A 22,627-nucleotide genomic window follows, 5' to 3' on the forward strand; every position below is an offset into this window, starting at 1 on the left:
TGACCATGACCCTGCCTGACCGGGTCGAGGTGGCCGTGGTCGGTGGCGGGCCGGCCGGCGCGCAATGCGTGCTGTGGCTGACCAAGCTGGGCATAGATTGCCTGCTGCTCGAACCCGGGACCCTGGGCGGTTTGCAGGCGCGCTCGCCCTTCACCAACTCATGGCTCGCGGTCGTTCAGGCGACCACCGCCGCGCGGTCGGTGGCGCGCAACATTGCGGACAACCTGTCGGCGCAGGGCTGCCGCGTGGCGGGTGAGCGTTGCGTCGCCGTGTCGGCGTCGTCCGACGGCTTCGTCCTGACGCTCGCCGGCGGAGGAACGGTGTCGGCGCGGACGGTCGTCCTGGCCACGGGCACGCGCGAGCGGACCGGCGGGCTCGAGTCGCTGCCGGGTGTCGAGATCGGACTGGTCGGCACGGCGGCGCTGGACGATATCGGCGGGCGCAACGTGGTGATCCTGGGCGGTGGCGATGCGGCCTGCGAAGCGCACGGGATCCTGTCGGCGCGTGATCCCGCCTCGCTGCACCTCTTCGCCCGGACACGGCGCGCACGGGACGACTTGTGGGACGCAATCCCGGCGGAGCACAAGCACACGGGCGCATACACGGTCGAGAACGGCGCCGTGCACTGGTCCCGCGGGGCGCATCGCTTCGACCGCGCGCTGGTCTGCTACGGCTGGGCGCCCGCCGTGCCAACGTTGCCCGGCACGATCGAAACCGACGCGGCGGGCCACCTGGTGGTCGATGCGGTGTGCCAGACCAATCTTCCCGGTCTATACGCTGTGGGCGACGTGAACGGTCGCGGTTATCCTTGCGTGGCGACCGCGCTGGCCGATGGTGTCATCGTGGCGAAGGACATCGAAAGACGACGCGGCGGGACGACATGAACATCGCGAACCAGGTCCAGATCATCTTCATTCCGGTCTGGGTGCGGGTCCTGATAGGATTGCTGGTGGCGGGCACGCTGGGCGTGGCGATGCTGCTGTTCTGGGGCGCGCTGGTCGAGGATACCAGCCCCGACTGGGTCGAGGCCGGAGCCTACGTGCTGGGTATCGTCTTTCCGTTGCTGCTGGTCTGCATCATCGCGCTGGGGGCGTCATTCGGCGAACGCTCGATCCGGCGCCGGACCGAGCGGGTGCTGACCCGCACGATCCCTTACCAGTTGCAGTTCCTGCCCGAGGAGGATCGGCAGTGGCGGACCTTCCCGTCGCGCCGCTGGTCGCCGCGCACGGATACCGAGGCACTGGCCAAGGTCGAGCTGCATCACAGCCGGGGCCGCTGCCACGCCGATTACCGCATAAGCCTGCCGGGTGAGACGGGCGGCCATCTCCGCCTGCGGGTCGAGTTGAACGTAAAGCGCGCCAACGTGAACATCGCGTTCCGTCACGACCACCTGGCGCGAATGGCCGAGGCCGACGGCACGCCGCTGGACCCGGCCGGCATCCTGCGCAGCCATTTCCAGCACACGCTGGAGGTCGAGCAGATCCAGGCGCGCGACGCGGGCGCGCAGGGCCCAGAGGGGCGCACCGGCATCGCCTATGCCTTCAATCCCGAGCCGTTGATCCGCGTGGTCGACGGGCGCACCTACGTTGTCCTTGTGGCCTCCACCCGGCTGGCCGAGGACACGGTCTGGAATCCCTCGGAAAAGGTCTATTTCGCGCAGGACCTGATGTTCATGATCCGCGCCCTGCTGCAGGAAAGCCCCAAGATGTTCGCCCGGCCCTTCGACGATGCCTAACATTCTCATCACCGGCGGGGCCAAGCGGCTGGGCGCCGACGTGGCCCGGCATTTCGCCGCGCTCGGGTGGAACGTCGTCGTCCATTACCGCAGCTCGGCCACCGAGGCCGAGGCGCTGGCCGAGGAGTTGAACCGGGACCGCAAGGTCTGCGCGCTGGTGCAGGGCGCGCTGGACAGCCAGCAGGCCTGCCACGCTGTCTTCGACGCGGCGCGCGCGGCGTTCGGGCCGGTGGACCTGCTTCTCAACAACGCCTCGAGTTTCGTGAACGACGACATCACCGACCTGACCGACGCGAGCTTCGACACGCATTTCGAGGTGAACCTTCGCGCGCCGGTCTTTCTCGCGCAGGCGATGGAGGCGCAGGGCGACAACACGGACGGGCTGATCGTCAACATGCTCGACAACAAGCTCGACGCGCTCAACCCGGATTTCTTCACCTACACCGTGTCGAAGGCCGCGCTGAAGGCCGCGACCGAGATGCTGGCCCTGCGCTTCGACGGGCGGCCGCGGGTCTGCGGTATCGCGCCCAGCATCGTGCTGATCTCGGGCAAGCAGAGCCAAGAGAACTTCGTGAAATCGTCGCGCATCAATCCGCTGAAGCGACGGGTCAGCCCGGCGGACATCGCCGCGACGGTCGAATATCTGTGGAATGACGGGGCCGCGAATGGGCAGATCGTGACGCTAGACGGCGGGCAGGCCCTGTGGGCGCTGCCGCGCGACGTGGCGTTCCTGGTGAAGGAGGGGCAGGCGGGATGACGCGCTTCAAGGTGTTGCTGGAAGAGCTTGAGATCGAGATGTACCTGGGCATCCACCAGTTCGAGAAGGACGCCATGCAGCGGGTCCTCGTCTCGACCGAGATCGATGTCGAGGTCGCGGCGGCCGATGGTGACCTCTATTTCGACTACGACCGGGTGGCCGACCTGATCCGCGGCTATGCCGGCACGCGGGTCGCCACGCAGGAGGAACTGACGACCCAGATCCACGCCGCCATCGCGGCGATGGAGGGCGTCCGGCACGCCCGGGTCCATTCGAAAAAGCCGGACGTCTATCCGGACTGCAAGGCGGTTGGCCTCGTTTTCGAAGGCTAGGCGAAGGTCACGTGGTCTGCGAAGGGCAGGGCGCGGATGCGCTGTCCCGTCGCGGCGAATATCGCATTGCCCAAAGCCGGGGCCGCGGGCGGCACGCAGGGCTCGCCGATGCCGCGGATATGGTCCGATGTTTCCAGCGCCCGCGTCGTGATCGGCGGGCACTGGGGCAGGCGCAGCGCGCGATAGCTGTCGAAATTATCCTGTTCGGGCACACCGTCGCGATAGGTCAGCTTGGCGAACATCGCGTGTCCCAGCCCCCAGGCCATGCCGCCCTGCATCTGGTTCGCCACGTTGTCGGGGTTCAGCACGCGGCCGATTTCGGACACCGCGTATCCCGCCACCAGCCGCAGGCCGCGTGGGGTGGTGGCGACCTCGACCACCTGCGCTGTGGGCACGCCGAAGGACAGGCAGAAGGCCAGCCCGCGGCCGTGCCCCGCGGGCAGATCGGTGCCCCAGCCCGACAGATCCGCCACGGCTTCGAGCACGCGGGCCGAGGCCGGATCGCTGCACAGCCGCAGGCGTTCTTCCAGGGGATCGGCCCCGGCGGCGTGGGCCAGCTCGTCGATGGCGCATTCGTGGAAGAACGCGTTGGCCGATGCGCCCACCGACCGCCACGAGCTGACGCCGACGGTCTCGGTCGCACGGTAGCCGGTGACCCGCAGGGCGGGAATCGCGAAGGGCTGGTCCCAGGCACCGGCCACTATGGCCACATCCGGCCCCATCGCCGGATACCCCAGCCGGCCCATCTGCGACGCGGCGGTCGACGGCGCGGCGATGGCGAGATCCAGCGCGCCGATGCCGCCGTCGGCCACGGCCCCCCGTGCCCGCGCTACGGCGGCCGGGCGCGGGAAGTCGTGGGTCATGTCCTCTTCGCGGGTCCAGGTGAGCTTGACCGGGCGACCCCCGGTGTGGGGCGCGATCCGGACCGCCTGGAGGGCGTAGTCGAGCTCGAGCCGCCGCCCGAAAGACCCGCCGCCGGTCAGCACGGTCACCTCCACGTCCTCTGGCGATATCCCGAGCAATTCGGCGGCCTTGTCGCGCAGCATCAACGGCACCTGGGTCGAAGTCCAGATCCGCAGCTTGCCGTTCGCAAGCTGCGCGGTGGCACTCATGGGTTCCATCGGCGCGTGGGCGAGGTAAGGCACGAAATACTCGGCGTCCCAAGGCTCGGCCGCCCCGGCCAATGCATCATCCACGTCACCGTCATCGCGCAGCCGGCTGTCGCGGGTGTCGTCGGTGAGTGCGGCCATGAGGCGGGTCCGTGTTTCACGGCTGTCCTCGCGCGGGCCTGAGGGGGCCGTCCAATCGACCCGCAGCAGCTTCGCGGCCTTCATCGCCGGGTAGGTGCCACTGGCGATGACCGCGACCGCGCCGTCCACCTGCACCACGTCGCTGACACCGCGCACGGCACGAGCCGCGCTGTCGTCGAGATTGCCGATCGTCGCGTCCGGCCACGGCGGCTGGCGGATCGCGGCATAGACCATCTCCGGCAAGTAGAAGTCGATGCCATAGCGCGCCCGGCCCGTCACCTTGTCCCGTAGCGCGAGGTCCGGGAAGGACGTGCCCAGCAGTCGCCAGTCTTCCGGATCCTTCATCGCCACCCGGTCGGGCAGCTCGGTCTCGGCGACGCGGCCGGCCAGCGCCCCATAGGGCAGGGCGGTGCCGTCGGGCAGAACGACCTGCCCGGCCTCGGTGCGCAGGTCGCCCGCGTCAATCCCTGTCTCGGCGGCGGCGGCGCGCAGCAGCGTGGCGCGGGCCACCGCGCCGGCGGCGCGCATCTTGTCGTAGGCGTCCGGCACGGTGGACGAGCCGCCGGTGATCTGAAGGCCGAGCACCTTGGCCGCCGCCGCGCCGATGCCGCGGCCGGCCTGCGCGAGGTAGCTGTCGTCGGTGGCTGCGATGGGCAGGCCTTCGCCCGCCACGACGCCGTTCCAGTAAGCCGGCGACGGCGGGCCGTGCAGCGTGCGGATGGCGCCCCAGTCCAGGTCCATCTCTTCGGCCAGAAGCGCGGCCAGCACGCTGGTCGCGCCCTGTCCCAGCTCGGCGCGCGGGGTGATGAGCGTGACACCTGTGGCATCGAGCAGCACGTAGGGGGTGATCGGCACCTCGCCCGGGCCCGCGCTGGCCTCCAGCGGGTTTTCGGGGTCACGGACCACCAGGTAGGTGCCGAAGGCGACACCACCCGCCAAGGCGGCACTGCCGATGAGGAAACTGCGGCGCGCGATCCGGGCCGCGCGTCCCATCAGTCGTCGCCCTTCAGCGCGTCGCGCAACCCGGCGAAGGGCTTGGTGTCCTCGTCCCGGATCGGCTCGGCCCCCGGCGGCGTCGCGCCGACATCGCCCATCTCGGCCCCCTCGGCGCGCGGGAAGGCGGGGATGGACAGCGCCAGCTCCTCGATCAGCACGCTGTCCAGGTGCAGCGTGTCGGGCAGCGGCTCAAGGCTGTCATCCTCGGGCATCTCCTGTTCGGCCGGCAGATCCTGCTGCTGGAAGGCCTCGACGTAGCGGCGGGCGACCGGGCGGTCGATACGCGTGGTCACCGGCTCGAGCGTGATGCCGCAGGGCTGCACCACGGTCGCGCCCAGCGTCGCCTCGAGCCGCCAGTCGGCGCGGCCTTCGGGGTGAAGCGCGCCTGCCAGGCGCAGCTTGCGCAGTGCCGACAGGTCCAGCTCCTCGGCCAACGCCGCGCGGGTGTCGGCGTCTGGCACCAGTTCGAACGCGTGCGGATGCGTCCGGTCGAGCCGCGCCAGGCGCAGGGAGCGTGACGTCACTTTAGCGCCGTCATGGGGTGTTTGGGGCATTCGCGTCTCCATTCTTGAAGTGCGCGGTGGATTTGCGTTACCTGTCACCGGAATAGGCCGAGGCGTCTCGGCAGGACAAGGGGCAGGGACGAGAATGGCAGCAGCACTGCGTCGCGGTATCGCGCTTGGTCTGGTGCTGGCGCTGGCCGCCTGCACGGCCGTCTATCGCAATCATGGATACGTGCCGACCGATCAGGACCTGGCGCAACTGGATGTGGGCGTCTCGACCCAGGCGGACGTGACACAGGCCATCGGGCGGCCCACCAGCATGGGCGTTCTCGACGACAGCGGCTGGTATTACGTGCAAAGCCGGTTTCGCAATTTCGGCTGGCGCGCGCCGGAAGAGATCGACCGCGAAGTCGTCGCCGTCAGCTTCAACAGCGGCGGCACCGTCAGCAACATCGAACGCTACGGCCTTGAGGATGGTCGCGTCGTGCGCCTGTCGCGACGCGTGACCGAGGCCAACGTTCAGGGCGTGGGCTTCCTGCGTCAGCTGTTCGGCAACCTGGGCAACTTCAACGCCGCCGACTTCTTCGAGTGAGGCGCCGCGCGCCGCCCGTCGGGGCGACGCGCCTGACCCCTCAGCGCGACGGCTCGAAATCCAGCGCCACGCCGTTGATGCAATAGCGCAGACCCGTGGGCTTTGGGCCATCGGGGAAAACGTGGCCCAGATGCGCCTCGCAGCGTGCGCAATGCACTTCGGTCCGGACCATGAAGAACTTGCGATCTTCCGAGGTCTCGACATTCGCGTCGTCGGCCGGCTTGTAAAAGGACGGCCAGCCCGTGCCGCTTTCGAACTTGTGGTCCTGGTCGAACACGGGCAGCCCGCAGCACACGCAGTTATAGGTGCCCGGCCCGTCCGGGAAATCCTCGTGCGTGCCGGCGCGTTCGGTGCCGTGCTTGCGGGTGACCTTGTAGGCCTCGGGCGTCAGTTGCTCGCGCCATTCGGCGTCGGTCTTCTCAATCTTCTCCATGACGGTCCTTCGGTGTCTCCTGTCGGGGCCGCGCGCGCCGGTGGCAGGGCGGCCTATGGTTGCATTCCTTGGCCATTAGATAGACACGTCACCTGACCATCCAAGGGGTGAGGGGCGCCGCGGCTCGCCATGATCGACCTTCAGACAGGGCGTTTCCGCCTGCGATCGGGGCGCGCGCCGGGCGATCTGGACCGGGCGATGGCGCTGCGTGCGCGGATTTTCCCGGTGGACCGGGATGGCCCCGACGCGGTGGACGACCGCGCCACCCACGCCACGGTCGAGGACAGCGTCAGCGGCGCGCCCGTGGCCGCCTTCCGCGCGCTGAGCCTGCGGGGGCCCGAGCTTGCGAATGCCAGCTACGCGGGCCAGTTCTACGACCTGTCGAAACTGGCGGCTTTTCCGGCGCCGCTGATCGAACTGGGCCGGTTTTGCGTCGCGCCCGGGGTGGGCGACCCCGACATCCTGCGGCTGGCCTGGGCGGGCATCACCCGGCTGGCGGACCGTGACGACGCGGGGCTTCTGTTCGGGTGCACCAGCTTCGCGGGTTGCGACCCGGCGCCTCACGCCGCGGCGCTGTCGCTGCTGGGCGCGCGATATCGCGGCCCCGACCGGTGGCGCCCCACGCCCGGCCGCGGCCCGGTGGTCCGGTTCGACGACCTGGCGCCGGCCATCGATCCGCGCGCGGCGCTGCAGGCCATGCCGACGCTCATGCGGTCCTATCTGGGGATGGGCGGCTGGGTGTCCGACCACGCCGTGATCGATGCCGGGATGGGCACGCTGCATGTCTTTACCGGGGTCGAGACCGCGCGGATTCCCCCCGCGCGGGCGCGCCGTCTTCGGGCGCTGGCGGCGACAGGCTGACGGGTCGCGCCGGTTGCGCCGTCGGGCCGAGGTATTTGCAGACCGGTGATGGGTCGGGGCCGCGTAGTCCGGAGCCGCGCTGGTCCACGACGGATGTTCGCGCGTGCCGCGTTGACCTTCCCCGCGGCTGCGCCTACCTGCGAGCCATGGCGCGTGCACCCCTTCTCCAGCTCAATGGCATCTCGCTGACCTACGGCGGGAACCCGGTTTTCGACGATCTCGACCTCGTGGTGCATCCCGGCGACCGGGTGGCGCTGGTGGGGCGCAACGGCTCAGGCAAGTCGACCCTGATGAAGGTCATGGCCGGGCTGGTCGAGCCCGACCGGGGGGACGTCGTGCTGCCGCCCGGCACCACCGTCGGCTATATGGAGCAGGACCCGAGCATGGAAGGGTTCGCCACGCTGGGCGACTTCGCCGCGAGCGCGCTGGACCCGGGGGAGGCCTACAAGGTCGAGATGGTGGCCGAGGGGCTGAAGTTCGATCCTGCCGCCGACCCGGCCAAGGCCAGCGGCGGCGAGCGGCGGCGCGCGGCGCTGGCCAAGCTTCTGGCCGAGGCGCCCGAGCTCATGCTGCTGGACGAGCCCACGAACCACCTGGATATCGAGGCCATCGCCTGGCTCGAGGACCAGCTGAAATCCAGCCGGACGAGCTTCGTGCTCATCAGCCACGACCGGGCTTTCCTGAAGGCGCTGACGCGCGCCACGCTGTGGATCGACCGGGGCGCGGTGCGCCGCCAGGAAAAGGGGTTCGAGGCCTTCGAGGAATGGCGGGACGCCACCTGGGAGGAAGAGGACATCCAGCGCCACAAGCTCGACCGCAAGATCAAGGCCGAAGCGCGGTGGGCCGTGGAAGGCATCAGTGCCCGGCGCAAGCGCAACCAGGGCCGGGTGCGCGCCTTGCAGGACCTGCGCCAGCAGCGCGCCGACATGATCCGGCGGCAGGGGACGGCCGCGCTGGACACCGCCGCGGCGCCGGGCAGCGGCAAGCGCGTGATCGAGGCGCGGGGAATTTCGAAATCCTACGGCGACCGGACCATCCTCAGCCCGTTCGATATTCGCATCCAGCGCGGCGACCGGGTGGCCTTCGTGGGGCCCAACGGCGTGGGCAAGACCACGGTGCTGAAGATGCTGACGGGCGAGCTTTCACCCGACACGGGCGAGGTGCAGCATGGCACCAACCTGGAGATCGCCGTCTTCGACCAGGCCCGCGCGCAGCTCGACCCGGACATGACCCTGTGGGAAAGCCTGACCGGCACGCCCGAGATGCGCGTGGGCGGCGCGGCCGATCAGGTCATGGTGCGCGGCCAGCCCCGCCACGTGGTGGGCTACCTCAAGGATTTCCTGTTCTCCGAAAGCCAGGCCCGCGCCCCGGTGCGGTCGCTGTCGGGGGGCGAGCGCGCGCGCCTGCTGCTGGCGCGGATCCTGGCGAAGCCGTCCAACCTGCTGGTTCTGGACGAGCCGACGAACGACCTGGATATCGAGACGCTGGATCTTTTGCAGGACGTGCTGGGCGATTACGACGGCACGGTTCTGCTGGTCAGCCACGACCGCGACTTCCTGGACCGGGTCGCAACGCAGACCGTCGCCTTCGAGGGCGGGGGCCGCGCGACAATCTATGCCGGGGGCTGGAGCGACTACCAGGCGCAAAAGCCCGACCGGGCCATGCCGCAGCCGGCCGCGAAGCCGCAAACCTCCGACAAGGCGTCAAAGCCCAACAGCGGCGAGACGGGCAAGACCGGGGATGACATGTCCGGAGCCGCTCGGTTGAGCTTCACCGAATCACATCGCCTCGAGGTTTTGCCGGGCGAGATCGCTCGGCTCGAGGCTGAAATATCGAAACTTGAGCAATTGCTGGCCGATCCGGCGCTTTTCACCGCGGAACCGGTAAAATTTCGCAAGGCCACCGAGGCACTGGCCATTCGCCAAGAAAAACTGGCCGCCGCCGAGGACGACTGGCTGGATCTTGCTGAAAAAGCGGGAGGCTGAGCGATGCAAATACGTAGCACTCGCCCAGAATTGAGCGAAACCCTGCTTGTTCGACGGGTCCAAGGGGCAGACAATTGCCGTAGCCGTTGCACGACTTATTTGTCGTGTTGAGCACCCGAGGTCGCCGAATGATCAGCGTAACGAAGGCCGAAGCGCCTCGCGTCAAAGTTTGAACCACAAAGGAGCAGAAATGAAACTGCTAACTGTTTCCGCCGCCGCCATCGTTGCGGCTTCCACCGCCTTCGCAGGCGGCATCGAAACTGCGCCCGCGCCCGTCGCGCCGCTGGCTCCGCTGCCGCCGGTCTCGATCGACTGGACCGGTGCATATGCCGGTACGTCGCTGGGCTACGGCACGGGCGATATCGGTACGCTGTCCGATCCCAGCGGCGAGATCGCCGGTGTCTTCGCCGGCTACAACGTGGATTTCGGCAATACCGTCGTGGGCGCCGAACTCGACCTCAACGCCGCCAATATCGACGATGAGCCGATTGCCTTCATCGACCGTGTGCACCGCCTGAAGGTCAAAGCCGGTTACGGCACCGGCGCAGCGCTGTTCTACGGCACCGTCGGCGGGGCGTATGCCTCGGGCGAAGTCGGTGGCGCGAGCGTCAGCGACAACGGCTATCTCTACGGTGTCGGCGTCGATTATGCCGTTTCCGACCGCTTCCACTACGGTCTGGAACTGCTGCGTCACGAATTCGACGACTTCGACAACTCGGGTGTCGACGTGGACGCGACCACCCTTCAGGCGCGCTTCGGCTACCGCTTCTGATCGAAAGATCTTTCGGACCGGAAAAGGGCAGGCCGCCGGGCCTGCCCTTTTTCAATCGGAAATGCCGTTTCGCGACAGCATGGCATCCACCTCGGCACCGGGCATGCCGTCGGTCAGGGGCGTGAAGTCCCCGTGCCGGAACATGGCGATGCCCGCATCGCGAATCGCGGCGTGGGTCACGCGGGCCAGGGCCGATCCCAGCGAAATGCGCGCCGCGCCAGCCCCCGCGAGCGCCGCGCGGTCGTGCCGGGCCAACGGACCGGCAGCCAGCACGTTCACCGGCTTCGACGTTGCGGCGCAAACCCGTTTCAGCGCCGCCAGGTCGCCTGGCAACGGCACGTAAAGGACATCCGCCCCGGCGGTATCGAACGCGGCGATCCGCGCCAGCGCCTCGTCCAGGTCGTAGCGGCCGTTCATCACCCCGTCGGCCCGGGCGCAGAGGACGAAGTCGCGGGGCAGGGCCCGCGCCGCGGCGGCCCCGGCGCGGACGCGCTCGATGGCAAGATCGCGGTCGTAATGGGCCGCGTCGGGATGGGGCGTATCCTCGATGCTGATGCCGGCCAGGCCCGCCTCGGCGGCCAGGCGCACGGTTTCGGCCACCTTTTCGGGTGCGTCGCCCCAGCCATCCTCGAAATCGCCGGACACGGGCAGCGGGGTCGCCGCCACAAGGTCCTGCGCGTGGGCAAGCGCCTGGTCGCGGGTGAGGCTGCCATCCGGCAGGCCCAGCGTGAACGCCTGCGCCGCCGACGAGGTCGCGATGGCCCGGGCGCCCAGCGCCGCCAGCATCCGGGCTGATCCCGCGTCCCAGGCATTGGCCAGGATGAACGGGTCGCCGGGACAGTGCAGGGCGCGAAAGACCGCGCCCGGATCACTCATGGCGCGTGTCGGGGCTACCGACCAGCTCGACGATGGCCGGTGGCACCTTGAGGCCGGCCTGCACCTCGGCATCCAGCGACGTCTCGGAATGGCGCACGGCGTCCAGCCGGGCGATCACGCTGTCGATCTGGTCGAAGGGCACGACGACCACGCCGTCCGCGTCGGCCACGATCATGTCGCCGGTGGTGACGTGCTGCCCACCCAGCGCCATCGCGCCGCCCACCGTGCCGGGGCCGGTGGTGAAGGGCGAGCCCGGGTTCAGCCCCGTGCACCAGGCCGGAAGGCCCACCGCCTCGATCCCCTCGAGATCGCGCAAGGGCCCATCGGTGACGAGACCCATGGCGCCGCCGTTCTTCGCCATTCCGCAGACCCGGTCGCCTGCGGCCGAGCAGCCCTGCCAGCCCGCCACGCCGATCATCAGGATATCGCCTGGCTGTACGAAGTTCAGGGCGGCCAGGGTGGCGAGGATATCGCCCGGCTGATTCTCGGCGCAGAGCGCGGGGCCCGCCACCCGGTGGCGATGCCGGTCCAGCGGCGCGATGCGGGTGTCCAGCGATCCGCGCCCGAACATGGCGTCCACGACGAAGCCGGTGGGCGTGTCCTGGAAAGCCGCGATCTGGGCCTCGGTGGGGCGCGGGCGGTCGCGTTTCACCACCAGCTTGACGGGTTCCTCGATCATGTCTGCCTCCCTCTGCCTGACGGGGCGAGGGTGCGGCGGCGGGGCGGGTTCTGCAACGGGAATGTGGCAAGGTTCGTGGTGTCCGGCACGAGGTATTTGGAGAAAGGTGAAAGCCTGGGGCGCGCACCGTGACGGACGTCGGGCCGGTGGCGGGCGTGAGAGCGCGCGAGGCGCCGCGGGACTTGCGCCGTGGGCCGAGACTTGCCAAGAGGCGCCCATGAGCTTGATCCGCCTGACCAACAGCGCAACCCGCCGCAAGGAAGACTTCACGCCGCTCGATCCGCGGAACGTGCGGATGTATGTCTGCGGGCCCACGGTCTATGACCGCGCCCACCTGGGCAATGCGCGGCCGGCGATCGTGTTCGATGTGCTCTACCGCCTGCTGCGGCAGGTCTACGGCGCGGAGCATGTCACATACGTGCGCAACATCACCGATGTGGACGACAAGATCAACGCGCGCGCGGCCGAGACGGGTCGGTCCATCGGCGACATCACCGCCGAGACGACGGGGTGGTATTTCGAGGACATGGCCGCCATCGGCAACCTCATGCCGGACCACACGCCGCGCGCCACCGATTACATCGCCCAGATGGTCACGATGATCGAGGACCTGGTGGCCAAGGGGCACGCCTACGCGGCCGAGGGGCACGTGCTGTTCCGCGTGCGGTCCTACGAGGATTACGGCGCGCTGTCGGGCCGGTCGGTGGACGATATGCGTGCCGGCGCGCGAGTCGAGGTCGCGCCCTACAAGGAAGACCCGATGGACTTCGTCCTGTGGAAGCCGTCGGGCGAGGGCCAGCCGGGATGGGACTCGCCCTGGGGTGTCGGGCGGCCGGGCTGGCATATCGAGTGCTCGGCCATGGCGGCGGACCTGCTGGGCGAAAGCTTCGACATCCACGGCGGCGGCAACGACCTGATGTTTCCGCACCACGAGAACGAGATCGCCCAGAGCTGCTGTGCCCATGGCGGGGCCCGGATGGCGCAGGTCTGGCTGCATAACGAGATGCTGCAGGTCGAGGGCAAGAAGATGTCCAAGTCGCTGGGCAACTTCTTCACCGTGCGCGACCTGCTGGATCGCGGCGTCCCGGGCGAGGTGATCCGCTTCGTCATGCTGTCTACGCACTACCGCAAGCCGATGGACTGGACCGATGCCAAGGCACGCGAGGCGGAGGCCACCCTTCGGCGCTGGCGCGACCTCGCGGGCGATGCGGCGGCGGGGGACGCGGGACCTGTGGTCGAGGCGCTGGCCGACGACCTGAACACGCCCGAGGCGCTGACGCGCTTGCACGCCGCCGCGCGCGCGGGCGATGCCGGCGCGCTGAAGGCTGGCGCGGCGATGCTGGGGCTGCTGGACGATGCCATGGGGAACTGGGCCGCCGCCCCGGAGACGGACCTGAGCGCGCTGGCCGAGCGGCTGCGCGAGACCCGCGCCACGGCGATGGCGACCAAGGATTTCGCCGCGCTGGACCGGATGAAGGCCGCGCTGCTGGCGGCGGGGGTCGAGGTGCGGATGTCGAAGGACAGCGTGGAGCTGCTGCCGACGGCCGATTTCGCGCCCGAGAAACTGGACGGGGTGTGATGGCGATCGTGTTCACCGTGGGCTGTCCGTGCCGCTGGCACGAACGATCGGGCTACGTGCCCTGCCTGTCGACCAATCGGTGCACGCCATGACCGACCGCCTCTACCTCTATGACACGACCCTGCGCGACGGGCAGCAGACCCAGGGCGTGCAGTTCTCGACCGACGACAAGCTGCGGATCACCGCGATGCTGGACGACCTTGGCGTCGATCACATCGAGGGCGGCTGGCCGGGCGCGAACCCCACCGACAGCGCGTTCTTCGAGACGGTGCCGCAGACCCGCGCCACGATGACGGCCTTCGGCATGACCAAGCGGGCCGGACGCTCGGCCGCCAATGACGACGTGCTGGCCGCGGTCCTGAACGCCGGGACGAAATCGGTCTGCATCGTCGGCAAGACCAACGCGAAGCAGGTGCGCGAGGCGCTGGGGATCACGCTGGAGGAAAACCTCGAGAACATCCGCGCCTCGGTCGCCCATATCGTGGATCAGGGCCGCGAGGCGCTGTTCGACGCCGAACATTTCTTCGACGGCTACGCCATCGACCCCGGCTACGCCCGCAACTGTATCGCCACGGCGCTGGACGCGGGCGCCCGCTGGGCCGTTCTGTGCGACACCAATGGGGGCACGCTGCCCACGCGCATCGGCGACGTGGTGCGCGACCTGATCGCGCCGACAGACGGGGCCGAGGGGCTGCCCGGCGACCGGCTGGGCATTCACACCCACAACGATATCGGCATGGCCGAGGCCGGCGCGCTGGCTGCCGTCGATGCCGGCGTGCGGCAGGTGCAGGGCACGCTGAACGGCCTGGGCGAGCGCTGCGGCAACGCCAACCTCACCTCGCTGATCCCGACGCTGCTGCTGAAGGAGCCCTACGCCAGCCGCCATGCCACCGGCGTCACGGCCGAGGGTCTTAAACGGCTCACCCGGATGTCCCGCGCGCTGGACGACATCCTGAACCGCGTGCCGCGGCCCAGCGCGCCCTATGTCGGCGCCTCGGCCTTCGCGCACAAGGCGGGCCTGCACGCCAGCGCCATCGCCAAGAACCCCGGCAGCTACGAACACGTGGACCCGTCCACGGTGGGCAACGCGCGCATCGTGCCCATGTCGAACCAGGCCGGGCAGTCGAACCTGCGCGCCCGGCTGACGGCGATGGGCCTGAAGGTCGAAAAGGGCGATCCGGCCCTGGGCCGCATCCTCGAGACGATCAAGGCGCGCGAGGCCGAGGGCTATTCCTACGATACGGCGCAGGCGAGCTTCGAGATGCTGGCGCGGCGCGAGCTGAAACTTCTGCCGGCCTTCTTCGAGGTCAAGCGCTACCGCGTCACCGTCGAGCGTCGGAAGAACAAGTACAACAAGATGATCACCCTGTCCGAGGCTGTCGTGGTGGTGAAGATCGGCGACGAGAAGAAGCTGAGCGTCAGCGAAAGCCTGGACGAGACCGGGAGCGACCGGGGCCCGGTCAACGCCCTGTCCAAGGCGCTGGCCAAGGACCTGGGGCCGTACCAGGACGCCATCGACGACATGCGGCTGGTGGATTTCAAGGTGCGCATCACCCAGGGCGGCACCGAGGCGGTGACGCGCGTCATCATCGACAGCGAGGATGGCAATGGCCGGCGCTGGTCCACCGTGGGCGTGTCGCCCAACATCGTGGATGCGAGCTTCGAGGCGCTGCTGGACGCGGTGCAGTGGAAACTGATCCGCGACGCCGGGGCGACGGCGACCGCGTGACGGACGCGGCCCGACGCCTACCTGTCTCGCCATGAGTGTGAATGCCTGCGCCGCCGCCGTGCAAAGCGGCGATCCCGACCGGTTCCTGGCCGCCATGGCGGCGCCGCCGCATGCGCGGGCGGTGCTGTTCCCGATCTTCGCCTACAACCTCGAGATCGCCCGCGCGCCCTATGTCACGTCCGAGCCGATGCTGGCCGAGATAAGGCTGCAATGGTGGCGCGACGCGCTGGAGGAGATCCGCACCGGCCAGACGCCCCGCCGGCACGAGGTGGTCGAGCCGCTGGCCGCCATCCTCGACGCGCCGACCTGCGAGACGCTGACCCGCATCGCGGACGCGCGGCGCTGGGACATCGAAGGCGAGCCGTTCCTGAGCGAGGCGCAGTTCCGTGCCCATATCGACGCGAGCTCGGGCAACCTGCTGTGGTCCGCCGCGCATCTGCTGGGCGCGACGGACGAGGGGGCGGTGCGCAAGCTGGCCTTCGCCGACGGGCTCGCGCGGTGGTTCCAGGCGGTGCCGGAGATGCGGGCGCGCAATATGGCCCCGCTGGTGGACGACAGCGACGACGCGCTACGAACTCTGGCGCAGAAGGCGCTGGATGGGGTGAAAGGCCTGCGCCTGTCGCAACCCGCCCGGCACGCCACGCTTTCGGCGGCGGATGCCGTGTCGCTTCTGAAAGCGGTAGTGCAGAACCCGGCTCGGGTCCGGGACGGTGGATTGACGGTGTCGGAATTCGGCAAACGGTGGCGGCGGCTGATTGGCGGCCTGCGGTAGCCTTTCGGCCAGATCGTTGCCACCGGCGGCATGTCGTGGAATTTAGGTATTTATGGAAAGATGAAGCCGGTTGGAATCCGGGAGAGAGCGGACCCGCTTCCGGCTCAGGCGGCGAGGCCCTTGCGCCGGGCCCAGAGCCAGGCCAGCGCGCCGAAGGCCGCCACTAGGAACGGGATCATGGCGAGGTTCACCGCCGTCCAGCCCTGTTGTGCCGTGCCGCCAGCGCAGTTCATCAGCCCGCCCGAGCTGAGCGAGGCCAGCGTCACACAGCCGAAGACCAGCGCGTCGTTCATGCCCTGCACGCGGCCCCGCTCCTCGGGCCGGTGCGCGCCCGCCAGCATCGCCGTGGCGCCGATGAAGCCGAAGTTCCAGCCCAGACCCAGCAGAACCAGCGCGATGAAGAAGTTCTCGAGCTGCACGCCGGCAAGCGCCACGGCGCCCGCCGCCGCCAGGAGTGTGAGGCCCAGCGCCACGATCCGCTCGACCCCGAAGCGGGCGATCAGGTGGCCGGTGAAGAAGCTGGGCGCGTACATGGCAAGCACGTGGGCCGACACGATATCGGCCGCGTTGGCCTTGTCGAAGCCGCAGCCGACAACGGCCAGCGGCGTCGAAGTCATCACCAGGTTCATCAGCGCGTAGCTGACCATGGCGCAGATCACGGCGACGGCGATGCGCGGCGTGGTCAGAAGCTCCCACCGGGTGCGGCCCTTGGGGCTGTTTTCGTCCGGGACCGGCGGGCGCGGGATGCGCAGGAAGAAGAACAGCAGCGCGCCGAACAGGTTCACGCCGATCACCGCCAGGTAGGTGCCCATGAAGGGCACGACCATGGCATCGGCCGTGAGCTTGACCAGTTGCGGACCGATCAGGGCCGAGGCCAGCCCGCCCGCCATGACGTAGCTGATCGCCTTGGGGCGGAACGCTTCGGACGCGGTATCGGTGGCGGCGAAGCGGTAGAAGTTGTGCGCGCTCATGTAGATGCCGGTGAAGAGCGAGCCCATCAGGAACACCGGGAACGACCCCAGGTAGAGCCCGTAGGCGCCCACCGCCCCCCCCATGGCGCCGCCCAGCGCGCCGAGGAAGAATCCCGCGCGGCGCCCGAAGCTTTGCATGAGCCACGCCATGGGCTGCGCCGACAGCATGGAGCCCAGCACGATCAACGAGATCGGCAGCGTGGCGAAGCACGGGTTCGAGGCCAGAGACTGCCCCGCCAGCCCGCCCAGCACGAAGATCATGGGCATCTGCGCGCCCAGGAACGCCTGCGCGGCGGCCAGGATGAGAACGTTGCGAACGGCGGTCGCGTGGGGGGCATCTTCGGTCATGGAGGTGCCGTATCCCGAAAGCCCGCGGTGGGGAAGTCAGGACAGGTGATCGTCCCCATCAGCCGCCGCGATGGATGCCGCGTCGATCACGTGGGCGAAGGATCCCGAGACATGGCCCCGGCGCAACCCCATGGGCCCGAGGTCGCGGCCCTCGGCGTCGCGGGCGCGGAACAGCGGCGTGCCCTCGGCGCGCTCGGTGGTGGCATAGTGGAACTCGTGGGCGTTGAGCCGGCCTTGCCACGGCCCCGCGGCGGCCGCGCAGTCCAGCGTCCGGTAGCCCAGCGACAGCTTGCGCCGCGCGAAACTGGTGCGGAGGTCCAGAAGATTGGCCATGGGGTGCGTCACCCCGTCGGCATCCGTGAGGGTCTCGCCCAGCACCATGTAGCCGCCGCACTCGCCGTAGATCGCGGTCCGCTCGGCCGCCGCGCGGAGGGACCCGAGGAAGGTGGTCGCGGCGGCGATGCGCGCGGCGTGCAGCTCGGGGTAGCCGCCGGGCAGGTAGACCAGGTCGGCGGGGGGCACCGCCTGATCGGCCAGCGGCGAGAACCAGTCTATCCGGCTGCCGGCGCGGGTCCAGTCGTCGACCTGGTGGGGGTAGGTGAAGCTGAAGGCCGCGTCGCGTGCGATTGCGATGCGGGCGGGGGCAATCCCCGGGGAAAGCGGCGCCGAAGTAGTCAGGGGGCGGGCCAGGGCCACCAGCGCGTCGAGATCGACCGCATCGGCCACGCGGTCGGCGGCGGCGTCGAGAAAGCGGCGGATGTCGGGATGCTCGCCCGCCTGCACCAGCCCCAGGTGCCGGGACGGGAGAGACAACGCTTCGGCACGGGGGATGGCGCCCAGCACCGGCATTCCGATGCGCTCCAGGGCCGCGCGCAGCATCGCCGCGTGCCGGTCGCTGCCGACGCGGTTCAGGATCACACCCGCCACCCGCACGGCCGGGTCGTGCCCGGCGAAGCCCGCGACCAGCGGAGCGACCGACTGCGCCATGCGGCCCGCATCGACCACCAGCACCACCGGCAGGTCCAGTTGCCGGGCGAGGTCGGCCGTGGCCCCGCGCCCCGTGGGCGGGGCACCATCGAAGAGGCCCATGGCGCCCTCGATCAGCAGCAGACCGTCGCCCGCCGCCCGCGCGGTGATCCGGTCGGGCGTCATGGCCCAGGCGTCGAGATTGGGGCTGGGCGCGTCGCAGGCGGCCTCGTGAAAGCGCGGATCGATGTAGTCGGGGCCTGACTTGGCACCGCGCACGGCGTGGCCCGCGCGGCGGAGCGCGCGCAGCAGGCCGAGGGTCACGGTGGTCTTGCCGCTGCCCGAGGCGGGCGCGGCCAGGATCAGGCCCCGGCCGCTCATGCGCTTTCGGCTGGGCGCCCCCGGTCCAGCGGGTCGGTGTTGCGCGGCGCGGCGCCCGCGGCCATGGCCTGCCAGTCCAGCGCCTGGCGCATCAGCGTGGCGCGGCCCACGCAGATGATCGCCGGCGGCTCGAGCGCGGCGGCCGCGATATCGTCGGCGCAGCGGGCCAGCGTTGTCTCGACCACGCGCTGGTCGCCCGTGGTGGCCTGGGTGACGACGGCGACCGGCTCGGACGGCGCGCGCCCGGCGTCGAGCAGCGCGCCCGCGATCTGGGCGATGTGCTTCATGCCCATGTAGATCACGATCACCTGGCTCCCGCGCGAGATCGCGGCCCAGTCCAGCGTCTGGGGCGTGTTGCCCGACTGGTCGTGGCCGGTGACGAAGGTGACGGACTGGTTCACGTCGCGATGGGTGACGGGAATGCCCGCGTAGGCCAGCCCGCCGATCCCCGCGCTGATGCCGGGGATGATGCGGATCGGCACGTCGTGCTGCACCAGCGTCTGCGCCTCTTCGCCGCCGCGCCCGAAAACGAAGGGGTCGCCGCCCTTCAGCCGCAGCACGCGTTTGCCCGCGCGGGCCAGCTCCACCAGCCGCAGCGAGATGTCGCGCTGCACCGAAGACGGCTTGCCGCCGCGCTTGCCCGCGTAGATGTGTTCGGCCCCCGGCGCCCAATCGAGGATCGCCGGTTCCACCAGCGCGTCGTAGACAACGACATCGGCCTGCCGCAGCGCGTTCAGCGCGTGCAGGGTCAGAAGGCCCGGGTCACCCGGACCGGCCCCGCAGAGCCAGACCCAACCGGGCTGGAAGGCGGGCCACCCCTGTGGCGCGTGGGGAAGGGAGTCGGTCATGCCTCACCCTATCGCGCGGGCGGGGGGCGAGGGGAAGCGGAAATGCGCCGCGCCGCGGCAGGAATGCGACCCTTCCGCCGCCTTCCACCTTCGGCCATAGTCCCGCGCGATGACACGCAAACCCGAAGGCCCCCTGCGCCGCGGCTGGACCACCGGCGCCTGCGCCACCGCCGCCGTCCAGGGCGCGCTGCGGCGGCTGTGGGCGGGTGCGTTTCCGGAACGGGTGTCCATCGTGCTGCCGCGCGGCGAGGTGCCGGTCTTCGAACTGGCCCATCGCGACGCGGGCGACGGCTGGGCCGAGGCGGGCGTGGTGAAGGACGCGGGCGACGATCCCGACGTGACCCACGGCGCGTTGATCGTCGCGCGCGTCACGCAAGGCGAGGCCGGCGCGGGCGTGCGGTTCTTCGCGGGAGAGGGCGTGGGGACGGTGACCAAGCCGGGCCTGCCGATCCCGGCGGGCGAGGCGGCGATCAACCCGGTGCCGCGCCGGATGATGACCGCCGAGGTCGACGCACTGGCGGCCGAACTGGGCCAGTCGCCCCATATCGACATCACCATTCGCGTGCCCGGCGGGGCCGAGATCGCGCGCCGCACCTGGAACCCGCGGCTGGGGATCGAGGGCGGCCTGTCGATCCTCGGGACGACGGGGGTCGTGCGGCCGTTTTCCTGCGCCGCGTGGATCGCGTCGATTCATCGCGGCATCGACGTCGCGCGGGCGGACGGCCTGACCCATGTGGCCGGCAGCACCGGCGCGCAGTCGGAACGGGCGGTGCAGGACCTCTACGGCCTTCCCGACCATGCCATGCTGGACATGGGCGATTTCGTGGGCGGCATGGTCAAGTACCTGCGTCGCCATCCGGTCGACCGGCTGACCGTCGGCGGCGGCATCGCCAAGCTCGCCAAGCTGGGGCAGGGCGCGCACGACCTGCACTCCGCGCGCAGCCAGGTGGACTTCGACCGGCTTGCGTATGCGGTCGCATGCCCTAGGCTGCGCTCAGCCAACACGATGCTGGAAGCCTACGAGATCTGCGGTCAGCCGCTGGCCGATCACGTCGCGCGGACGGCGGAAAGGGAACTGAAGCGGATGATGGAAGACGCTCCCATCGCCATCGACGTGGTCGTGTGCGACCGCGCCGGACGGATTCTGGCGCGGGCCTGACGGCGATGCTTCGACTGCTTTTGCTTGCGGGCACGAACGAGGCGCGTCAATTGGCGGGCGCCCTGGGCGGGCAGGCCACATTGCAGGTGATCGCGTCACTCGCGGGGGCGACCCGGTCGCCGCAGCCGCTGGGCGTGGTGACGCGGATCGGCGGCTTCGGCGGGCGCGAGGGTTTCATCGACTACCTTCAGCGCGAGCGGATCGGCGCGGTGCTGGACGCCACCCACCCGTTCGCCGCGCGCATCAGCCACCGCAGCGCCGAGGTCTGCGCCGAGCTGGACATGCCCTACGCCCAACTCCTGCGTCCCGCCTGGCAACCCAACGACGGCGACGATTGGCATTTCCTGAACGACGAGACCGATGCCGCGCGCCACATCCCCGAAGACGCCATCGTGTTTCTGGCCACGGGGCGGCAGACGCTGCACCTGTTCGACAACCTGAGCGACCGGACGATCTATGCCCGCCAGATCGACAGCGCGCCCGACAGCTTCCCGTTTCCCAGGGGCGGATGGATCGTGGGACGCCCCCCTTTCAGTGTCGAGGACGAGATCATCCTGTTTGCACGGCTTGGCGTCGACTGGTTGGTGGTGAAGAACGCGGGCGGCAGCGCCAGCCGGTCGAAGCTCGACGCCGCGCGGGAGCTGGGCCTGCCGGTCGCGATGATCCGGCGGCCCCTGCAACCCCAATGCGACAAGCTGACATCTGTGGCCGCGGCGCTGAGATGGGCCCGGCGCCTTGCCTGAGCGGGTGATCGAGGGGCCCGCCTGCGTGGCCGAGGGCGCGGCCTGGCTGGCGGAACGCGATCCTGCCTGGGCGCGGGCGCTTGAGCTGTCGGGGCCATGGCCGGACCGGCTGCGCCCCGGGGGCTTTCCGGCGCTGGTGCAGGCCATCGTCAGCCAACAGGTGAGCGTCGCCTCGGCCGCGGCCATCGGCGGCCGGGTCGAGGCGGCCGGCCTGCATGACCCCGATACCGTGCTGGCCGCCGATGACGAGACGCTGAAGGCCTGCGGCCTGTCGCGGCCCAAGCAGCGCTATCTGCGCGCGCTGGCCGAGGCGGGCATCGATTTCGACGCGCTGTCTCGTGCGCCCAGAGACGAGGTCATCGCCACGCTGGTCGCGGTAAAGGGCATCGGTGTCTGGACGGCCGAAATCTATGCGCTGTTCGCGCTTGGCCGGGCCGACGTGTTTCCGGCGGGCGATCTCGCGTTGCAGGAGAGCGCGCGTCTGCTGTTCGAGTTGCCCGAGCGTCCGACCGAACGCGCCCTGCGCGACATGGCCGAGGACTGGTCGCCCTGGCGGGGCGTTGCGGCGCGGGGGCTTTGGGCCTACTACGCGCACGAGAAATCACGCGAGGGCATCCGATGACACGCATCCTGGACAGCAAGCGGCGCGGCTCGAAATCCGGGCAGACCGGGTCGGTCATGGTGTTCCTGCACGGCTACGGGGCGGACGGGGCCGACCTGCTGGGCCTGGCCGAGCCGTTGGCCGAGCACCTGCCCGATACCGTCTTCGTCGCACCCGACGCGCCGGAACGCTCGGCCATGAATCCCATGGGCTACCAGTGGTTCCCGATCCCGTGGCTGGACGGATCCGACCCCGTCGAGGCCGAACAGGCCATGGACGCGGCGGTGGATGACCTGAACGCCTATCTCGACGATCTCATGCGTAACGAGGGGATCGGCGCCGACCAGCTTGTGCTGGTGGGCTTTTCGCAGGGCACGATGATGGCACTGCACGTGGCGCTGCGCCGGGACGCGCCGGTGGCCGCGCTGGTGGGCTTCTCGGGCCGGTTGCTGCGCCCCGAAACGCTCGAGGCCGAGCTGAAATCCAAACCGCCGGTCCTGCTGATCCACGGTGACCAGGACGACGTGGTGCCGCCGCAATCCCTGCCCGAGGCGGCGCAGGCTTTGCAGGACGCGGGGCTCGACGTCTACGCCCACGTGATGGAGGGCACCGCCCACGGCATCGCGCCCGACGGGCTGAGCGTCGCGCTGGCCTTCGTCCGTGACCGGCTGGGGCTCGACAACCCGGCCCGGTGATCGCCGCCCGCCCAAGGCATGGGCAAATGTTGCGGCGATATGACGCCAAGTCGCATTTGCCGGG

General features: G+C 69.8%; 23 protein-coding genes. 15 read left to right on the forward strand and 8 right to left on the reverse strand.

Annotated features, from left to right (window positions below; all coding sequences use genetic code 11):
* The first annotated feature begins 5 nt into the window (after positions 1–5).
* The 4 genes from BMX96_RS02915 to BMX96_RS02930 are packed head-to-tail and all read left to right on the forward strand — an operon-like array spanning position 6 to position 2,824.
* Positions 6–884 carry an NAD(P)/FAD-dependent oxidoreductase gene (locus BMX96_RS02915; RefSeq protein ID WP_091844082.1) on the forward strand — a complete coding sequence of 293 codons (879 nt, stop codon included), beginning with the start codon at positions 6–8 and terminating at the stop codon, positions 882–884.
* A complete protein-coding gene (locus tag BMX96_RS02920) occupies positions 881–1,735 on the forward strand; it encodes a hypothetical protein (RefSeq protein ID WP_091844084.1) in 855 nt (284 codons plus the stop codon). The genes BMX96_RS02915 and BMX96_RS02920 overlap by 4 nt, the downstream gene beginning before the upstream one ends.
* Positions 1,728–2,492, forward strand: coding sequence for an SDR family oxidoreductase (locus BMX96_RS02925; protein WP_091844086.1), 765 nt, complete (start codon positions 1,728–1,730; stop codon positions 2,490–2,492). Before BMX96_RS02920 ends, BMX96_RS02925 begins: the two co-directional genes overlap by 8 nt.
* Positions 2,489–2,824 (forward strand): dihydroneopterin aldolase, encoded by a 336-nt coding sequence (locus tag BMX96_RS02930; RefSeq protein WP_091844088.1) that lies wholly within the window; start codon positions 2,489–2,491, stop codon positions 2,822–2,824. The genes BMX96_RS02925 and BMX96_RS02930 overlap by 4 nt, the downstream gene beginning before the upstream one ends.
* Here BMX96_RS02930 and BMX96_RS02935 read toward each other — a convergent pair.
* Together BMX96_RS02935 and BMX96_RS02940 are read right to left on the reverse strand one after the other, a co-directional pair.
* Positions 2,821–5,067, reverse strand: a complete 2,247-nt coding sequence (locus BMX96_RS02935) for a xanthine dehydrogenase family protein molybdopterin-binding subunit (RefSeq protein ID WP_091844090.1) — start codon at positions 5,065–5,067, stop codon at positions 2,821–2,823. The two genes, BMX96_RS02930 and BMX96_RS02935, sit on opposite strands and share 4 nt — an antisense overlap.
* Complete coding sequence (locus tag BMX96_RS02940) at positions 5,067–5,594, reverse strand: YceD family protein (protein WP_236736936.1); 528 nt, start codon at positions 5,592–5,594, stop codon at positions 5,067–5,069. The genes BMX96_RS02935 and BMX96_RS02940 overlap by 1 nt, the downstream gene beginning before the upstream one ends.
* 124 nt (positions 5,595–5,718) lie before the next feature.
* Between BMX96_RS02940 and BMX96_RS02945 the strand changes: the two genes are divergently transcribed.
* Positions 5,719–6,165: an outer membrane protein assembly factor BamE gene (locus tag BMX96_RS02945; protein WP_091844094.1), complete on the forward strand. Its 447-nt coding sequence runs from the start codon at positions 5,719–5,721 to the stop codon at positions 6,163–6,165.
* 40 nt (positions 6,166–6,205) lie between these two features.
* Here the strand turns inward: BMX96_RS02945 and msrB are convergent, their stop codons facing one another.
* Positions 6,206–6,598 carry a peptide-methionine (R)-S-oxide reductase MsrB gene (msrB, locus tag BMX96_RS02950; RefSeq protein WP_073125725.1) on the reverse strand — a complete coding sequence of 131 codons (393 nt, stop codon included), beginning with the start codon at positions 6,596–6,598 and terminating at the stop codon, positions 6,206–6,208.
* A 129-nt stretch (positions 6,599–6,727) separates the two neighbouring features.
* On the opposite strand from msrB, the gene BMX96_RS02955 reads away from it, so the two are divergent.
* The 3 genes from BMX96_RS02955 to BMX96_RS02965 all read left to right on the forward strand — a co-directional run bounded on the left by BMX96_RS02955 (position 6,728) and on the right by BMX96_RS02965 (position 10,216).
* Positions 6,728–7,459: a GNAT family N-acetyltransferase gene (locus tag BMX96_RS02955; RefSeq protein WP_091844096.1), complete on the forward strand. Its 732-nt coding sequence runs from the start codon at positions 6,728–6,730 to the stop codon at positions 7,457–7,459.
* Positions 7,460–7,605: 146 nt separating this feature from the next.
* Positions 7,606–9,444: an ABC-F family ATP-binding cassette domain-containing protein gene (locus BMX96_RS02960; RefSeq protein ID WP_091844098.1), complete on the forward strand. Its 1,839-nt coding sequence runs from the start codon at positions 7,606–7,608 to the stop codon at positions 9,442–9,444.
* A 190-nt stretch (positions 9,445–9,634) separates the two neighbouring features.
* Positions 9,635–10,216, forward strand: a complete 582-nt coding sequence (locus BMX96_RS02965) for an outer membrane protein (RefSeq protein ID WP_091844100.1) — start codon at positions 9,635–9,637, stop codon at positions 10,214–10,216.
* Between the two features lie 51 nt (positions 10,217–10,267).
* On the opposite strand, the gene BMX96_RS02970 is transcribed toward BMX96_RS02965, so the two are convergent.
* Both BMX96_RS02970 and BMX96_RS02975 read right to left on the reverse strand, forming a co-directional pair.
* Positions 10,268–11,092, reverse strand: a complete 825-nt coding sequence (locus tag BMX96_RS02970) for an isocitrate lyase/PEP mutase family protein (protein WP_091844101.1) — start codon at positions 11,090–11,092, stop codon at positions 10,268–10,270.
* Positions 11,085–11,771 carry an RraA family protein gene (locus BMX96_RS02975; protein ID WP_091844102.1) on the reverse strand — a complete coding sequence of 229 codons (687 nt, stop codon included), beginning with the start codon at positions 11,769–11,771 and terminating at the stop codon, positions 11,085–11,087. Before BMX96_RS02975 ends, BMX96_RS02970 begins: the two co-directional genes overlap by 8 nt.
* 217 nt (positions 11,772–11,988) lie before the next feature.
* Between BMX96_RS02975 and cysS the strand changes: the two genes are divergently transcribed.
* From cysS to BMX96_RS02990, 3 genes are all read left to right on the forward strand, one after another.
* Positions 11,989–13,350, forward strand: coding sequence for a cysteine--tRNA ligase (gene cysS, locus BMX96_RS02980; protein ID WP_091844104.1), 1,362 nt, complete (start codon positions 11,989–11,991; stop codon positions 13,348–13,350).
* Positions 13,351–13,438: 88 nt separating this feature from the next.
* Positions 13,439–15,079, forward strand: a complete 1,641-nt coding sequence (cimA, locus tag BMX96_RS02985; protein ID WP_091844386.1) for a citramalate synthase — start codon at positions 13,439–13,441, stop codon at positions 15,077–15,079.
* Between the two features lie 31 nt (positions 15,080–15,110).
* Positions 15,111–15,851 carry a squalene/phytoene synthase family protein gene (locus tag BMX96_RS02990; RefSeq protein ID WP_091844106.1) on the forward strand — a complete coding sequence of 247 codons (741 nt, stop codon included), beginning with the start codon at positions 15,111–15,113 and terminating at the stop codon, positions 15,849–15,851.
* Between the two features lie 104 nt (positions 15,852–15,955).
* Here the strand turns inward: BMX96_RS02990 and BMX96_RS02995 are convergent, their stop codons facing one another.
* The 3 genes from BMX96_RS02995 to cobA are packed head-to-tail and all read right to left on the reverse strand — an operon-like array spanning position 15,956 to position 19,365.
* Complete coding sequence (locus tag BMX96_RS02995; protein WP_091844109.1) at positions 15,956–17,170, reverse strand: MFS transporter; 1,215 nt, start codon at positions 17,168–17,170, stop codon at positions 15,956–15,958.
* Positions 17,171–17,206: 36 nt separating this feature from the next.
* On the reverse strand, positions 17,207–18,517 hold the full coding sequence (locus BMX96_RS03000; RefSeq protein ID WP_091844111.1) for a cobyrinic acid a,c-diamide synthase CobB: 1,311 nt from the start codon (positions 18,515–18,517) through the stop codon (positions 17,207–17,209).
* Positions 18,514–19,365, reverse strand: a complete 852-nt coding sequence (gene cobA / locus BMX96_RS03005) for a uroporphyrinogen-III C-methyltransferase (RefSeq protein WP_091844113.1) — start codon at positions 19,363–19,365, stop codon at positions 18,514–18,516. Before cobA ends, BMX96_RS03000 begins: the two co-directional genes overlap by 4 nt.
* A 109-nt stretch (positions 19,366–19,474) precedes the next feature.
* Here cobA and BMX96_RS03010 point away from each other — a divergent pair, with 109 nt between their 5' ends.
* The 4 genes from BMX96_RS03010 to BMX96_RS03025 are packed head-to-tail and all read left to right on the forward strand — an operon-like array spanning position 19,475 to position 22,563.
* Positions 19,475–20,524: a cobalt-precorrin-5B (C(1))-methyltransferase gene (locus tag BMX96_RS03010; RefSeq protein WP_091844115.1), complete on the forward strand. Its 1,050-nt coding sequence runs from the start codon at positions 19,475–19,477 to the stop codon at positions 20,522–20,524.
* Between the two features lie 5 nt (positions 20,525–20,529).
* Complete coding sequence (locus BMX96_RS03015; RefSeq protein ID WP_091844387.1) at positions 20,530–21,267, forward strand: cobalt-precorrin-6A reductase; 738 nt, start codon at positions 20,530–20,532, stop codon at positions 21,265–21,267.
* A complete protein-coding gene (locus BMX96_RS03020) occupies positions 21,260–21,889 on the forward strand; it encodes a DNA-3-methyladenine glycosylase family protein (RefSeq protein WP_091844117.1) in 630 nt (209 codons plus the stop codon). Before BMX96_RS03015 ends, BMX96_RS03020 begins: the two co-directional genes overlap by 8 nt.
* A complete protein-coding gene (locus BMX96_RS03025) occupies positions 21,886–22,563 on the forward strand; it encodes an alpha/beta hydrolase (protein WP_091844119.1) in 678 nt (225 codons plus the stop codon). Before BMX96_RS03020 ends, BMX96_RS03025 begins: the two co-directional genes overlap by 4 nt.
* Positions 22,564–22,627: the final 64 nt, after the last annotated feature.

Origin of the sequence: Palleronia pelagia (assembly GCF_900110115.1) — a bacterium.
GTDB classification, from domain to species: domain Bacteria; phylum Pseudomonadota; class Alphaproteobacteria; order Rhodobacterales; family Rhodobacteraceae; genus Palleronia; species Palleronia pelagia.

Coding starts and splice junctions, on each gene's coding strand:
- BMX96_RS02930 (WP_091844088.1), top strand. CDS start 2,489: ATGACGCGCTTCAAGGTGTTGCTGGAAGAGCTTGAGATCGAGATGTAC.
- BMX96_RS02990 (WP_091844106.1), top strand. CDS start 15,111: ATGAGTGTGAATGCCTGCGCCGCCGCCGTGCAAAGCGGCGATCCCGAC.
- cimA (WP_091844386.1), top strand. CDS start 13,439: ATGACCGACCGCCTCTACCTCTATGACACGACCCTGCGCGACGGGCAG.
- BMX96_RS03000 (WP_091844111.1), bottom strand. CDS start 18,517: ATGAGCGGCCGGGGCCTGATCCTGGCCGCGCCCGCCTCGGGCAGCGGC.
- BMX96_RS03010 (WP_091844115.1), top strand. CDS start 19,475: ATGACACGCAAACCCGAAGGCCCCCTGCGCCGCGGCTGGACCACCGGC.
- msrB (WP_073125725.1), bottom strand. CDS start 6,598: ATGGAGAAGATTGAGAAGACCGACGCCGAATGGCGCGAGCAACTGACG.
- BMX96_RS03025 (WP_091844119.1), top strand. CDS start 21,886: ATGACACGCATCCTGGACAGCAAGCGGCGCGGCTCGAAATCCGGGCAG.
- BMX96_RS02970 (WP_091844101.1), bottom strand. CDS start 11,092: ATGAGTGATCCGGGCGCGGTCTTTCGCGCCCTGCACTGTCCCGGCGAC.
- BMX96_RS02925 (WP_091844086.1), top strand. CDS start 1,728: ATGCCTAACATTCTCATCACCGGCGGGGCCAAGCGGCTGGGCGCCGAC.
- cysS (WP_091844104.1), top strand. CDS start 11,989: ATGAGCTTGATCCGCCTGACCAACAGCGCAACCCGCCGCAAGGAAGAC.
- BMX96_RS02965 (WP_091844100.1), top strand. CDS start 9,635: ATGAAACTGCTAACTGTTTCCGCCGCCGCCATCGTTGCGGCTTCCACC.
- BMX96_RS03015 (WP_091844387.1), top strand. CDS start 20,530: ATGCTTCGACTGCTTTTGCTTGCGGGCACGAACGAGGCGCGTCAATTG.
- BMX96_RS02920 (WP_091844084.1), top strand. CDS start 881: ATGAACATCGCGAACCAGGTCCAGATCATCTTCATTCCGGTCTGGGTG.
- BMX96_RS02955 (WP_091844096.1), top strand. CDS start 6,728: ATGATCGACCTTCAGACAGGGCGTTTCCGCCTGCGATCGGGGCGCGCG.
- BMX96_RS02915 (WP_091844082.1), top strand. CDS start 6: ATGACCCTGCCTGACCGGGTCGAGGTGGCCGTGGTCGGTGGCGGGCCG.
- BMX96_RS02935 (WP_091844090.1), bottom strand. CDS start 5,067: ATGGGACGCGCGGCCCGGATCGCGCGCCGCAGTTTCCTCATCGGCAGT.
- BMX96_RS02975 (WP_091844102.1), bottom strand. CDS start 11,771: ATGATCGAGGAACCCGTCAAGCTGGTGGTGAAACGCGACCGCCCGCGC.
- BMX96_RS02960 (WP_091844098.1), top strand. CDS start 7,606: ATGGCGCGTGCACCCCTTCTCCAGCTCAATGGCATCTCGCTGACCTAC.
- BMX96_RS02995 (WP_091844109.1), bottom strand. CDS start 17,170: ATGACCGAAGATGCCCCCCACGCGACCGCCGTTCGCAACGTTCTCATC.
- cobA (WP_091844113.1), bottom strand. CDS start 19,365: ATGACCGACTCCCTTCCCCACGCGCCACAGGGGTGGCCCGCCTTCCAG.
- BMX96_RS02945 (WP_091844094.1), top strand. CDS start 5,719: ATGGCAGCAGCACTGCGTCGCGGTATCGCGCTTGGTCTGGTGCTGGCG.